15 protein-coding genes are annotated in these 14393 nt (G+C 38.4%); 2 read left to right on the top strand and 13 right to left on the bottom strand.

Features of this window, described 5'->3' with window-relative positions; genetic code table 11:
* Positions 1-41: 41 nt before the first annotated feature.
* The 4 genes from NST74_RS13675 to NST74_RS13660 all read right to left on the bottom strand — a co-directional run bounded on the left by NST74_RS13675 (position 42) and on the right by NST74_RS13660 (position 5451).
* On the bottom strand, positions 42-1628 hold the full coding sequence (locus NST74_RS13675) for a response regulator (RefSeq protein WP_341112551.1): 1587 nt from the start codon (positions 1626-1628) through the stop codon (positions 42-44).
* 178 nt (positions 1629-1806) lie between these two features.
* Positions 1807-3492 carry an extracellular solute-binding protein gene (locus NST74_RS13670; protein WP_341112549.1) on the bottom strand — a complete coding sequence of 562 codons (1686 nt, stop codon included), beginning with the start codon at positions 3490-3492 and terminating at the stop codon, positions 1807-1809.
* Positions 3493-3556: 64 nt separating this feature from the next.
* Positions 3557-4453 (bottom strand): carbohydrate ABC transporter permease, encoded by an 897-nt coding sequence (locus NST74_RS13665; protein ID WP_042127373.1) that lies wholly within the window; start codon positions 4451-4453, stop codon positions 3557-3559.
* Between the two features lie 29 nt (positions 4454-4482).
* A complete protein-coding gene (locus tag NST74_RS13660) occupies positions 4483-5451 on the bottom strand; it encodes an ABC transporter permease (protein ID WP_341112548.1) in 969 nt (322 codons plus the stop codon).
* 367 nt (positions 5452-5818) lie between these two features.
* On the opposite strand from NST74_RS13660, the gene NST74_RS13655 reads away from it, so the two are divergent.
* Positions 5819-6292 carry a MarR family transcriptional regulator gene (locus NST74_RS13655; protein WP_341112547.1) on the top strand — a complete coding sequence of 158 codons (474 nt, stop codon included), beginning with the start codon at positions 5819-5821 and terminating at the stop codon, positions 6290-6292.
* A 156-nt stretch (positions 6293-6448) separates the two neighbouring features.
* Positions 6449-7684, top strand: coding sequence for an MFS transporter (locus NST74_RS13650; protein ID WP_341112546.1), 1236 nt, complete (start codon positions 6449-6451; stop codon positions 7682-7684).
* A gap of 65 nt (positions 7685-7749) precedes the next feature.
* Here NST74_RS13650 and NST74_RS13645 read toward each other — a convergent pair whose 3' ends face one another.
* The 9 genes from NST74_RS13645 to NST74_RS13605 all read right to left on the bottom strand — a co-directional run bounded on the left by NST74_RS13645 (position 7750) and on the right by NST74_RS13605 (position 14384).
* Entirely contained in the window at positions 7750-8184 is a 435-nt protein-coding gene (locus tag NST74_RS13645) for an NUDIX hydrolase (protein WP_341112545.1), read from the bottom strand.
* Entirely contained in the window at positions 8175-9068 is an 894-nt protein-coding gene (locus tag NST74_RS13640; RefSeq protein ID WP_341112543.1) for a PhzF family phenazine biosynthesis isomerase, read from the bottom strand. Before NST74_RS13640 ends, NST74_RS13645 begins: the two co-directional genes overlap by 10 nt.
* A gap of 36 nt (positions 9069-9104) precedes the next feature.
* Complete coding sequence (locus tag NST74_RS13635; RefSeq protein WP_341112542.1) at positions 9105-9842, bottom strand: DUF5071 domain-containing protein; 738 nt, start codon at positions 9840-9842, stop codon at positions 9105-9107.
* A gap of 19 nt (positions 9843-9861) precedes the next feature.
* A complete protein-coding gene (locus NST74_RS13630) occupies positions 9862-10905 on the bottom strand; it encodes a serine hydrolase domain-containing protein (protein WP_341112541.1) in 1044 nt (347 codons plus the stop codon).
* 155 nt (positions 10906-11060) lie between these two features.
* The gene (locus tag NST74_RS13625; protein ID WP_341112540.1) at positions 11061-11492 is read right to left on the bottom strand and encodes a hypothetical protein; all 432 of its coding nucleotides are present in this window, start codon (positions 11490-11492) and stop codon (positions 11061-11063) included.
* 12 nt (positions 11493-11504) lie between these two features.
* Positions 11505-12221, bottom strand: a complete 717-nt coding sequence (locus NST74_RS13620; RefSeq protein WP_341112539.1) for a hypothetical protein — start codon at positions 12219-12221, stop codon at positions 11505-11507.
* Between the two features lie 189 nt (positions 12222-12410).
* A complete protein-coding gene (locus NST74_RS13615; protein ID WP_341112538.1) occupies positions 12411-12941 on the bottom strand; it encodes a ClbS/DfsB family four-helix bundle protein in 531 nt (176 codons plus the stop codon).
* A gap of 30 nt (positions 12942-12971) precedes the next feature.
* On the bottom strand, positions 12972-13478 hold the full coding sequence (locus NST74_RS13610) for a DUF2569 domain-containing protein (protein WP_341112536.1): 507 nt from the start codon (positions 13476-13478) through the stop codon (positions 12972-12974).
* 48 nt (positions 13479-13526) lie between these two features.
* Positions 13527-14384 carry a S66 family peptidase gene (locus NST74_RS13605; RefSeq protein WP_341112535.1) on the bottom strand — a complete coding sequence of 286 codons (858 nt, stop codon included), beginning with the start codon at positions 14382-14384 and terminating at the stop codon, positions 13527-13529.
* Positions 14385-14393 lie beyond the last annotated feature (9 nt).

The raw sequence follows: 14393 nt of genomic DNA, 5'->3' as shown, positions 1-14393 counted from the left end.
ACTTATGTCTACTTCGCTTTTTCACTGAACACCATCCCCCATCACTTGTCGCGCTTACGATACTCCATAGGTGTCATACCATAAGCCTCTTTGAACTGTCTACTGAAATATGGGAGATAACGATAGCCTACTTTGCTAGCGATTTCATAGATTTTACATGTTGGATCTTTTAAAAGCTTGCCGGCTTGATCCATTCGAAGCTGTGTGAGTACTTCACTAAACGTTTTCCCAGTTTCCTCTTTGAATAGATAGCCCAAATAGTTAGGCGAGAAAGAGAACTGCTGCGCAATATCTTTAAGCGTAAAGTTATCGCTCATTCTGTCCTGCATCATTTGGATAATCTCTCTAATAAGTTTATGGTTCACAGAATCAGATTTGCTACGGAGATACTCTGAGATTTCAAATGTTTTAAGTACGAGCCAGGAGCGAATATCACTGATCGTATCGAATTGGTGTAGAACATCTAAGCTATGTATCTCCATCCCTAATATTTCAAATAAATCCTCGTTAACATCCTTTAATTGCTGATCCAGCTTCCATATGATAAACATGGCCAGATTATGAATAGTGAATTTGGATCTCAAACTACTTACAGAACGGAACAGTTTGTCAATCTCATCATAAATAAGAACTAACTCATACTCTTTCATTGCTTTAAACAGCGTATCCATGCGGGTATCTAACATACGAGCGTCAATCATCCCAGGTTCGCTGCTAACCGTTTCATACATAATAAGTTTGCCTTTACCAATGAACATTTTTCCGTCCACAGCCTCCATAGCTTGTCGATAGGAGATGTGGACCTGTTCCATAGAAAATGTTGGTTTCCCAACACCCACAGTCATTGTGACTGGAAACTTCGCACGAATCGAGGCGAAAATATCCTCAGTGAAATTTCCCATTTCCTGTTCGTTAATCAATAATGCAATCCGGTAAGACGATACCTTGTAGCAATGTGGCATACCATGCTTCTGACCTATTCTATTTACTTCATAAAGGAAGTCCTTGGCCATTTGATGTTTAGATAGATTATCCTGTCCTTGAAGCCAGTTGAAATAGTCCAGCTCCAAGACAGCTACACGAACAGGCCAATTCAGCTGATCCAGACCGTATGACTTTACAAGTGACAACATTCCAGCATGGCTCTTCTCATCCCCTTCCCATTCTCCTTCAAACAAGCGTATCAACAAATCATTTTTGGCCATTGGAATCATATGCTGATAGGCTTCTTCGACGTCACGACGTTTTCGTTCATCGTCTAAATCTTGCCTTACTTTCTGAAGTGCAGCAATGAGTTCGTTGTCATCCATTGGCTTAAGGACGTAGCTATACGCCTTTAGTGACAATGCTTGCTTCACATAGCTAAAATCTTGGTAACCGCTTACAAATATCACGCGTATATCCTTTTTCTTCTCTATGGCAATCCGGGCCAGCTCTAGACCCGACATATTCGGCATATTCACATCACTAACGATAATATCAATCACATGCTGATCTAAAATATCGCATGCGGTAAACGCGTTATTTGCTGCCTCCACAACTTCCATACCAAGCTCATCCCAAGGAATGAATTGTCTCATACCTTCTAAATCAAGCATCTCATCATCTACTAATAATACGTTGTACATCAACAAGTCCCCCTTTGAAATGCCTTAAATCTAACCCTGAAAATCCTGTAAATTCTACCATTACTCTTTTCCAGTATACCATTCATTAATTTGTCTATCAGCTCATAAACACGGAGTCATCAGAATCGAACGTAAAAACGAAGGCTTGCCTAGTAGCAAACCTTCGCATTCCTAATGATTATTTTCCTAAAGCTTTCTTGTTTTCAGTCCATACTTTTGTAACATAATCAAGGAATTTCTCATAACCAACCTTCATGGAATCATCGTGCGCTTTATCAAGAATGGCTAATGCTTCTGCATCAGTCTTCGCATACATTGATTTTGCTCTAGCAGTTAACCAGATATCTCTGACACTTTGTCTGATAATACCTTCTTCACTGTCGGGAGCCGGATCCCAATTTAGGAACTCCGTAAAGTCACCTTGTGAAGCCCACGTTACTTCCATCTGCCAACGGTTACTAAAGTCGATTTTATCAGCTGGAAGGGTTTGCAACATCATTTTCTTCGTATTATCTAAGAAAACTGTGTTTCCTACCCAAACCAAGTCACCAGCCTTACCGCTAATTTCAGATAATGCTTCTGGCTCATTTAGATATTTATCTTTATTAAATTTAGGAGTAAGTCCATCTGCTTCAAAGCCATCCCAGTAAGCGTCTGGTCCTGGAGGACCCCAGTTCAGAACCATAGAACCTTCTGGACCTGTCATCCAGTCAAGCATAGCGAATACAGCTTCTGGATTTTTAGCGTTTTTAGTAATTGTAGCAACGTTCCAGCCTAGCTGATTGTAAGTTCCCGGAGTAATCTTACTTTGATCCAAGCCCGGTTTGTAGATTGGTTTAATAAACATGTAACCATCTTCCGGATTTTTCTTCTTCATTTCTTCATCAGCAGTAGCGAGCAACTTCATCGGATCGAATGTCGCAATCACTGCGAACTTGCCATTCATCGCTTTCTCTCTAATTTGGTCTTCTGTTTGGGTATTCGCATCCTGTGTCATAAGCTTCTCACGCATTAATTTAGCACCAAAGACAACGGACTCACGGAACCCTTCATCTTTGTAAATGGAAGCCATTTTGTCGCCATCAGGTACAGCGTATATTCTAGTATAGGAAAGGTTATTCTCTTTAAACGAGGAGAACAACTGGTCAATACCGTTACCATCTTTCGCTAAGCCAGTCTCAAACGGAATAACATCTGGGAACTTCGCTTTAACAGCATTTAAGTAAGCATACAAATCATCCGTAGTCTCTAGCTTAGGAGAACCGAGTTCTTTGTAAATTTTCTTATTGATCGCATAACCGGCATTTCCGTTTGGCTGTGTTGTATAATAATTCGGCAGCTGATAGATTTTTCCATCAGGAGAACGAAGCAATTCCAAATGTCCAGCTGTTAAGTATTTTTTAAAGTTTGGATATTTATCAATGTATTCATCCAAAGGAACTAGCATATCTGCTTGACGAAGACGTTCTACGTCAGCACCTTTCTCAGTCCACACAATATCCGGCAGCTCGTTACCCACGATCATTGTTTGCAGTTTTTGAGCATTATTACCACCGGAGCTAATACCAGTGACATTGATTTTCAAATTATCTAAAATCCATTTAGAAGCGGCATCCTTGCCCCATTTCGGCATTTGATACCAGCCGTAGTTTCCGTAGAAGGATACTTCAAGCGGTTCTTTCCCTAACTCATACAAATCAGCCGCTGGAGCTTCAGTTGCTGTGTTAACCGCTGTTCCTCCTTCTTTCACTGGTTCAGCAGTTGCAGCTGGAGCGCTTGAATTGTTGCCACCACAACCCGCCACCACAGTCGATAGTAGCAAGGTAGACAACGTTCCGAGAAGCATCTTTCTCTTAGTCTTCAATGTATTTTCCCCTTTCAATTTGTAATCTATGTTCAAAGCAATACGCTCTAAACCCCATCTCATTCTACTCTTTCAATGATCCGACTAAGACCCCTTTAACGAAGAATCTTTGTAGGAATGGATACACACATACAATCGGAATGGTTGCAACCATGATCGTAGCCATCGTTAATGACTTCGACGTTATTTTCTTGGCTGAGTTAATATGAGCAATGGAACTTGCATCTACATTAGACAGCTGTTCTGAAGCAATATTAGAGAACAATATCTGTCTCAAGATGGTCTGAATCGGCATTAGCTCTTCCTTCGTAATGTAAATACTCGCTACGAACCACTCATTCCAGTGATTAACTGCTGTGAACAACGATAATGTTGCGATGACAGGTCCTGACAAGGGAAGTACGATTCGGAGAAAAGTTCCCCAGTATCCGCAGCCATCAATTTTTGCTGACTCCTCTAAGCCTTGCGGTAGACCCTGAAAGAAGGTCCGAAATATGATCATATTCCATACGCTGACAAGTGCAGGAATAATAAACACCCAAAATGAGTTGAAGAGGCCTAAACTTCTGATTAGCATGTATGACGGAATGAGTCCCCCACCGAAATACATAGTAATGATACACATAATCATGTAATATTTTCGACCCATAAGTTCACGCTTTGACATCCCATAAGCAAATATCGAAGTCGCCAATATCGCTGTTACAGTACCAATTACCGTTCTTAATGTAGCAATGACGAATCCACCCATTAAACGAGAATCTTCAAATACGATCTTATAATTCTCTAGCGTGAACTCGCGGACCCAGAAAGTAATTCCGCCTTTGGAAGTATCCATTCCCTCGTTAAAAGAAATCACAAGTGAATTCCAAAATGGATAAAACGCGGAAAATGCCAGTAAGGTCAAGAATACATATATGAATCCAATGAATAATCGGTCTCCTATGTTAGTACGTTTCATAGTTCAGTCCCCCTATATTGAGTAATTCATTACCACAAGCTGTTTCCTGCTCTTCTGGCAATGAAATTTGCAAAGGTAAGTAATGTCACACTGATAACGGCCTTGAACAATCCGATAGCAGTCGCATAGGAGTACCTGAAGTTATCTATACCGACACGTACAACATATACATCAACTGAATCTGATACTTCTCGTAGAGCCGGATTGGAAGCAAGGATCAAAATATCTTCAAATCCTGCATTCACCAGATTACCGATAGCCAGAATCATAAAGATGATCACAACTGGCATTATGGAAGGCAACGTAATCAAATATATCTGTTTAAAGCGACTCGCACCATCCATCGAAGCAGCTTCGTATAAGTGCGGATCAATACCAGCAATGGCAGCTAAGTAAACGATCGAGGCAAAACCAATTTCCTTCCATACATTGGTTGTAACTAAAATGCCCCAGAAATACTCGGTCATAGATAGGAAGTTAATCGGTTCATCAATAAATCTCAATTTCTCAAGCAGCATATTTATACTGCCATTATCTACGGATAGCATCGAGGTAACCATTGAGCCGATAACCACCCAAGATAAAAAGTGAGGCAAGTATGTAACGGTCTGAATAACCCGTTTAAAGAACATTTTACGAACTTCGTTCAGCATTAACGCCAAAATAATCGGTGCAGGAAATCCAAAACAGAACTTCAGTAAGCTGATTATGATTGTATTTTTCATAACTACTTCAAATTCAGGAGCACTAAAGAAGTACATAAAATGCTTTAATCCAACCCAATCACTGCTAATAAAACTATTACCTAACTTGTAATCTTGAAAAGCGATTAGAATACCGTACATGGGGATATAAGCAAAAATAAAAACTAGAACGAGTGCTGGCAATACCATAAGCTGTAGATCTATTTGCTTAAAAAAGCGTCTTATCCCGCTGGTCCGATGCTTGCCCAGATTCGGTCTTGATGTCTTGTCTGGTGCGACGCTTGCGTTCGCCATATGTAAGTCCTCCTAAACCTAGATTCTTATAATTAAATCAGCTTGCATGGCCTTCTCTCTTTTTGCAGCCTTGGTTCTCCTCTACTCTCCTTCCGTTGATCTGCGACCTTATGAACCAATCTTAATATCTAAGCGCTTTCAAAGGTATATGACAAAACAACTATTATTGATACTTTGACACTGTCTTGTAATGGCTCGTCCAATATTACTTTTATTGGAAATCACCAGCGCTTTTCATCGTTTAGCAATCGAATTATTCGTTGAATCCTGCAATCAGTAGAATGTTTACTCATCTTTAATATTGTTGAAACAGAAACAAAAATTTAATATAATATTGCTAATGCACTTACGGGTAGGAGGATAGGTCATGAACAAGGAAGAACAGATCCTAATGGGTGTCAGGGACCTATATAATAAAATCGTTTGGCTTAATAAAGATAAGATGGAAGAAAGTCTTAAGGGGTATACATCTTCCGAAGTACATTGTATTGAATACATTGAAAAAAATGTAGATTCCAACGTGACAAAACTTGCGGAGTCCTTTTATATGACTCGCGGCGCCATCAGTAAATTAACTAAGAAGCTCATAGAAAAAGGCCTTATCGAAAGCTACCAGAAGTCGGATAACAAGAAAGAAATCTATTTTAGGCTTACTGAGCAAGGAAAAGTAATTTATAAAATCCATGAGGATCTGCACAAAGAGTTTCAAGAGCGGGATAAAGCTGTATTTGAGCAAATAACCGAGGAACAATTTGAAAGTATGCTTAGTTTCGTCGAGAAGTATAATAGGCATTTGGATAAAGAAATAAAGAAAATGGGGATAGATATTAAGTCGGAATAAATATAAATAATGAATATGAAATTACAGGCAGCCGGGCTCTATTGAGAACGAGCTGCATTTTTATTGTTATTATTTTGTTGACAAGGAAACATAATTTCATTAAGATAAACATGTTTCCTAGGAATCAAAATTATAACATTTGAGGAGCAATTTTATATGTCCTTATTTAGATCACACAATAAACAGAACACAGAACAATCCATAGATAAACACGCTTTAATATTCGGTCTTATTTCTGTGTTTCTTTGCGGAATCGGCTTCAGTATCATAATGCCTGTCGTCCCATTCTTAGTGCAGCCTTATACAAGCAATCCGGGAGAACAAGCTATAATTGTTACGCTGCTGACCTCTGTTTATGCAGTCTGCGTGTTTTTTGCAGCCCCCATACTTGGAGCTTTGAGCGACAAATATGGTCGTCGTCCATTGCTCTTAGTTTGCCTCTTGGGTTCCGCAATCGGGTATTTCGTTTTTGGTATTGGAGGTGCTCTATGGGTACTTTTTGCTGGACGCATAATCGAAGGTATAACAGGCGGGAGTATAAGCACGATCTTCGCATATTTTGCAGACATTATTCCTTCAGAACAGAGAACCAAATACTTCGGATGGGTGAGTGCGGTTGTAGGTGTAGGCACCGTCATCGGCCCAACTATAGGCGGATTACTGGCTAAGTTTGGTTATTCTGTACCCTTGTATTTTGGAGCAATAATAACTTTATTGAACGTTGTTTATGGATTCTTTTTTATGCCTGAGAGCCTTGATAAGAAGAATAGACTGAAAGAGATTACCTTTGTAAGACTGAATCCATTTTCACAGCTTGCGAACTTACTTTCTATGAAAAACTTAAATAGGCTACTTGTCTCAGCGTTCTTCCTTTGGATACCTAACGGATCTTTGCAGGCAGTTTTTTCACAATTCACTATGGATACTTTCAGTTGGAAGCCTGCACTAATCGGACTTATGTTTTCAATAATGGGCCTTCAAGACATCATTTCACAAGGTTTCATAATGCCAAAGCTTTTGAAGAAACTTAGTGATAAACAGATAGCAACTCTTGGAATGTTTTCGGAGATTATAGGCTACAGTCTTATTGCAGCATCCGCTTTGTTCTCATTCTATCCTCTTTTTATTGCTGGAATGTTTATATTCGGTTTTGGTGATTCGATTTTTGGGCCTTCCTTCAATGGGATGCTCTCCAAGTCTGTCGATTCTAGTGAACAAGGAAGGATTCAGGGAGGTAGCCAATCTATCCAGGCTTTAGCTAGAATGATTGGGCCTATCATTGGAGGACAAATCTATGTGTCACTTGGTCACGCCGCACCCGCTTTTATGGGTATGATCCTTATTGCAGCAGCTATATCAATATTGAATAAGGGGACACTTGTAAATATGTAAGCAGGTGGTCTTAAGAACAAATAATAGGGTTTCAGAACTTAGTGACAAGTTCTGAAACCCTATTATTAATAAGAACCCAACAGTATTTTTTTAACGAAAGGTGTTAATTCTAGGGTGTTTAATTGTTCAATGTCTATCCACTGGGCGCCTAGAGAGTCTTGTTCATCCCCATCAGTCTTTAGTTCATAATTCAAATCTAGTAATTCCACTTCATATATGATCCCTATATGGTGTAATTCTTCTAGCTGAGTATCACTGTATGGATAAATTAAAGTATAGGAAATAGAATCTTGAAGTTCCCCTTTTAAACTTGTAATTCCTGTCTCTTCCCAAAACTCCCTCTTAAGAGTCTCATACGGTTCCTCTCCAAACTCAATAGATCCACCCGGAAAGTCCCACTTCCCCGTATGAGGGCCTCTTGCTTTCTTAATTAGTAATACTCTATGGTTAATAACTAAGACACCATATACTCCAAGATGAGTATGTTTTATCAGCTCCATATGTCAAACTCCTTAACAAACACTGCGGTTCCAGAAATAAATACATCCATTTCACCGGATTCATTTCGATATACGTCAACACTCACTTTTCCAGCTCTACCAATCTCATGCCCTTGTTCTACATTAAATAGAATCGAATCCAGATGCGTATCAATATAATTCAAATAATAGGCCCCCATCACACCTGACGCTGTACCTGTTACTGGATCTTCAACGGTTCCCGAATAAGGCGATGAGAAATGTCTAGCGTGCATGAGTACGTGCGGATTGTCATTTAGAATTGCGAATGGGTGTACCGATGCTTTTGGAAGCTGCGTTAAAATATCTGGAAACAACCGGTTTATCGGTTTCATTTTATTAAAACTTTCTTTATTCTTAACAGGGACTAATAGCGTCCAAGCACCTGTACAACCATACACAATAGGCAGATCCTCTTCTACCTCATCAAGGGTTAAACCTATGGCGTGCACAAGCTCGGCTCTATCACCGTTAAATTCAATAAACTTCGGATGATCTTGCTTCATTTTTATCATTAATTGGTTGTTATTATCGAAGCTAAATCGAATGGGTAGCACTCCTACATTTGTTTCAATATTTACCGAGCTAACCTCTCCAAGAATCCCCTTTGTTTTCAAAGCAAATAAAGATGCCATTGTAGCATGTCCACAAAGATCGATCTCATGGCCTGGCGTAAAATACTTAAGCCTTAAATCAGCTACATCTGATGAAACTACAAAAACTGTTTCGTTAAAGCCGACCTTGTGAGCAATAGATTGCATGTCACTTTCACTTAAATGAGCCGCATCTAACACTACTCCCGCAGGATTTCCTTTGTTCGGATAGGGCGAAAAAGCATCATAATGAAGGACTTTGACATTGTTCACTGGTAAGTCTCCTTTTTTTAAATACATATAGACTGATTAAGTGAGACACTTTGCTGTAAAAATCTCTATTTCACTTAAATTATTTTCGAGGTTTGAAATAGCATTACATATAATAAACCGGTTCATATTGTCTTCATGATACTCTTTAGATAAATTTGGTTGTTTGAAGATTGTTTCACTGAATCCTTTATTAAGTGCTTCACAATCAATTTCAGGATGCGTATCATGAAGTTCCTTGAGTTCAAATACAAGGGCATCTTTTTTACGCTGGATGATTTCACAGACTCCTTGTTTTGAGTACACATTATGAGTTAATAGGATTCTTAATGCCGTAAGATCACTAGCTTTTTCCTGTGAAATTTTAATTAATTCTTCTTGAATCTGTAGCACTTGTTTCGTATTCCAATGATTTATTAATTCTTCAAATATATTGTACACCCATTCTTGATCATCGCTGTGGTGATTTAGTACTTTTTTAACATATGGAATCAACGGATCCCCTACTTCACGTAAAAAAACTGATATTTGCCCCGCACCTGGCCAATTTGTATCTTGTAACCATTCAAGTAAACCTGTCAGTACACTCTTCACACGTGGATATCCCAAACGCACGACTGTTTCAGCCGCTCCATCCCAATAGTCTTTTGAAATAGGCTGCAGTAACAAATGAAGATTCTCTTCCTCTATATATTGTAGCTTCTTAATTGCATCTTCTTTTTCCTCTTCGGGTGTGCCCCATGATAACTTTTTGATTAAACTTGATATACTTTCCATTGTATCCGCCTTTTCATCATCATTTCGTTGTCATAGCAAGCTTCATCGATAGCCTTATAGGTAGTGCAGCATTACCCATCTGGTTCAAATCTCCCACCATAAATAAATCTTTAATCGGATAATAAAAAGCAAACGATCCTGTTGATCCAGAGTGCCCCATTAACTCTCCCTTGCCCATAAAAAGCGTAATCAACCCATTCAAAGGAATTCTCATGTAACCACTGCCATAGTAGATAGGTCCCATGGATACTTGAAGTTTATTAGCTGCCGATAGTTGTTCAAACAACTCCTTATTAAACAGCTTGCCTCCAAAGAAAGCCTTCGTAAATATCATTAATTCACGAGCAGTGGTGATACATCCTCCACTCGCACGGCTGCTTCTAATCACTTTGGGTCGATAAATAGATTTATCCATATAATAGATATTCGGTATAATATCATTTTCATGTTCAGGTAGATATGTACTCTCGAATGCTAGTGGTTCAAATATGTATTTCTTATAAGAATCAGCTAATGTTGTATTTGTTACTTTCTCAACGATTTCACCAAGCATGTCAAAGTTTATATCGGCATAGTATGCTTTTCGCTTAGTTCGAGGTGCAAAATGTGGTTTCAGGTTCTTTACCAGCGCCACCTGCTCACTGAAGGTTGTGTAATAGTCCTCCTCTATGGCACGACTCTTAGCACTATTTCCTCCTTCTTCAAACACATCCGGTAGCCCACTGGTCTGAAACAACAAATCGGATAGGGTCAGATCAAATGAATAATCCTTGCCACCAAACACATGGATATTCCTTAACAGCTCATTATCAAAATACTTTGTAAGCCTATCATCCAAAGAAAGTTCATTTTTCTCTAGTAAACCTAAAATACAGGTTGTAGTAAATAGCTTGGTGATGCTGGCCATTAGTAACGGGGAGTCAACATCCTTGCCTCCATATTCTTTGCTGTAAGAGAAGTCGCCATTGGTGTTCTCTACGAAAATGACTCCTTCATGAATATGTTTAGAACTTGTTGTTTTATTAAAAATCTTCTCGATGTTTTGTATTCTTTTGGTTGTCATGGGTTATCCAATCCTCCAATCCACCTTCCAAATGACAAGAAGAACAACAAAAACACATATCTCCAGCAAAAATACTAAGGATATAATTATTAATTACAACTTGGTTAACCCCGAATCATACACTTTCGTAATCAAAGTAACAGGTTTCATTTTTCCTAACGATATTTTCGTTTTATTATCCATATTATTAATAACACAATAACTAAAGACCCAATTATAAAAAACCAAATCGTTTTACCTTCCAATTGACCGTTGGCATATTGACCTTTATTTATGGCTTTGACAAATTCAGCTTCGTTGGTCTGAATGGCAATGATTTCTTTTGGATCAGTATTCTTAATCGAATAATATGGCGTTCCTTTAGGGTAAGTATTTGAAAAGCTGCCGCTGTATGTTCCTTCATGGTCTGAATATCGGGTTACTTGACCTATCTTCTTATCGATTTCATTCGAAGGGACGAGTTCTTCTGATGATATTTCATAAATATTGCCTGAGTAAACAACAAAAGAATAGGTCCAGTCCGCGCTCATAGAGCGTATTGGTAGCAAAGCAACAATGGCTAGAAATATAATAATGAACTTCTTCATCTTTTCCCCACCTTATCTACGGGATTCGATTGCTTTATACAGTTCATTAAACGTTCCGCCTTGATTTAATCCCTCAATAAGTTCCATTAAGCCTGACTTTCCTACGATCCCAAACCATCTGACAACTTCTGAATGGGCGATTTCATAATTTGCTTTTACTTGTGAGGGTTCATAAAAAGCATCTCTACTACTTAAATCATTAATATGATCTAAATTTAGACTTTCATCTCTTATATATCTATGATCAACTACGGTTGCTAACCCTTCATCAAACCATACAGGCACCTTATCCTTATTCATTAATCTCGTTCTTAGCTCACTATGCAACAGTTCATGAGCTATCACATCCTCATTAAATCCATCAGGACCGACAACGATGTAATGTCCCCAATACGTATAATAAGTTTGTGCTGTTCGATTATTTTGAGCATATTTCTCTAAGGCTTTAGAAGATTGAACGAATAAAATGGTTGGATTAGCTTGTAACCCGTCAAAAACCTCTGAAATTCTCTCTTTAGATTGTGTGAGATCGTTTAAAATCATATCCTCCATATTCACAGGGATGTCAGGTTCCACATAAACATGTTCAACACGCTCCTCCATACTAGAAAAGTCGACCATCATCGCATGAACAGGTTGAGGATTTAACATGTAGCTACCTACTAGTAACATTGGAAAGATAGAAAGAATTGCAGCGATGATGAATTTCTTTTTCCTTTTTTTCATCATAAAAGTAGCTCCTTTGGGGTTATTAAAAATACTCCTGTTTCATCTAGAAGTACGGGATATCTTTTCTTGCATACTAATATACATTCTCTTCCACTAATCCCATCTCCTCTACATAAAACTAATCTCTATTCACATAAAAAAGCCTCTGCTTCAGAGATTTCTTCTCTTAGACAGGGGCTTGGTCTGCTGTTATTTAGTTGAGCTAATACCATTGTGCTTTTTCCATTTACGAATTTTCGAACGAAAAGTCTGGAACGATGCAACGGAATTGATATGAATCCATTTGACCATAGGCCATCTTGGATTCTTTCCTGTCCATTTCCGGACTCCTTGCGTAAAAAGCTCTTCATCATTTAAAGAATCAATCCATTTCTGCCACTGATGTTCCGTTTCTTTAAATAAAGATCTTAATTCGTCTAATGTGCAGGTAGCATATGAATGATAAAACGATTGATATAATCCGCCAAGTTGATTCCATTTATAGTCCGGTGAAGGCGTAATGACGGCTCTTCCTGCTTTTTCATCCCTATCCCATTTCATCACAAGGTTCAACCAACCCAATTGATACGCAATGATTTCTGCTGGTGTCCGATCAACCTCTTCCATACGAATGTCTTTTTGAGTATTCTCAATGCCATCAAATTCTTTATCAAGAGACAAATACGCAGTATGTATAGCATTTTTCAATACTTCTTTAGTGGGATAGTTGAGTGTAGACATCATAACTCTCCTTTATAGACCTTTGCTAAATCACTTTATAAAAGTATTATGTACACGTTCAGATTTCATGAAGTACGCAATCCAAATTGCACTCGTCATCACAGGTCTAATAACATTCCGGAGTGACCGTCCCGTTTCAAGTTCTCTGACAAGTGGAATTTGTAAAAGAAGGACATAATCAATGATTCCAACTACGGGTACCACCACATAAAAAAAAATTAATAATCGAGGTAATATCGATTTTCGTCTATAGAAATGAACTAGAATATATACACTAAAAAGTAATAGCGCTAGGGTAAATACGATTTCAAAAACAACGGTAGTTCCCCATAAAGGATGATAAAACTCTGATTCGCTTGAAGTTAGTGCAGTCCAGACTTCGGTGTCAAACATCATGGAAGAGTTCTGGAAAAACTGCATGATCTGAATGATAATCGTCCCATAAAGACCTATTTGTACGAGGATCAACCATCCCCCAAGTCCTGATACTCCTAAAGGTTTGTAATCTTTTTTATTTTCGATTATGTTTGTTTCCACGACAACTCTCCCTGTTTTTACATCTAATGGATTATCAAAATTATTTCCTTATAAGGTAATATTCTCTCCAATAATAAGACACTTACTATCACTACCATGCCCGATCTCGTTCGTCTTCACGATAGGAATCCGGCTGATCTCCTTCAGATACTCTTCAACGATTAAAAATTCATTATAGCGCTCAAGTTCAGTAAACGACCCAAGAATTACTCCAGCGCATTTATCAAAGATTCTAACTTGCTGCAGCTGGGCAAATAAGGAGACGATTTTGTTCGCTCTGCCACTTAAACTTTCTAAGAATAAAATCTGGTTCGAAGGGTTTGGAATATAATTGGTTCCTGCCAGCTTCAGAAAACATCGAATATTCCCTCCAATAACAATCCCGCTCATCTGGTTCCCACGAATCCAATGATATTTGAAATCATAAAGATCATTATGCCCTTCGAAAAATGTTCGATAAAAAGCAGCTTGCTGCTCCGCCCCATCAGAAGAAACAAGAGTCATCAACTGATAATGATAGGATTTAGCATTACTTTGCGTGTATAAAGCATTCAAAATAACGGACAAATCACTTATTCCGAAAAAAGGCTTAGGATGCATTCGAATATTGTCGTAGTCTAAATACTCCAAGATCTGGTTCGCGGAATCCCCACCTGAAATATCAAAAATCGCACGAATTTCATTATTTTTAAATAATAGATTCAGCTCCGCTGCTCTTTCCTTAGGACTCCCACTGAAATAACCATTCCTTCTAAACAAGGTGTTGGAGATCACTACTTCAAGTCCAAACGAGTTCATAATTCTAATTAATTCTTCTACTTTAGTTAGGTTCTCTACCTTTATGCCATCAGAACAAGCAATAAGTCCTACTTTATTCCCAACAGTGAGCTTTAGAGCTCTACTCATCTCTTTTAT

The sequence above is a fragment of the Paenibacillus sp. FSL F4-0125 genome, from assembly GCF_038008565.1.
In the GTDB taxonomy this organism is placed as follows: Bacteria; Bacillota; Bacilli; order Paenibacillales; family Paenibacillaceae; genus Paenibacillus_AQ.
Note: the sequence above shows the minus strand (reverse complement) of the source record. Positions and strands in the feature narration are given on the sequence as shown.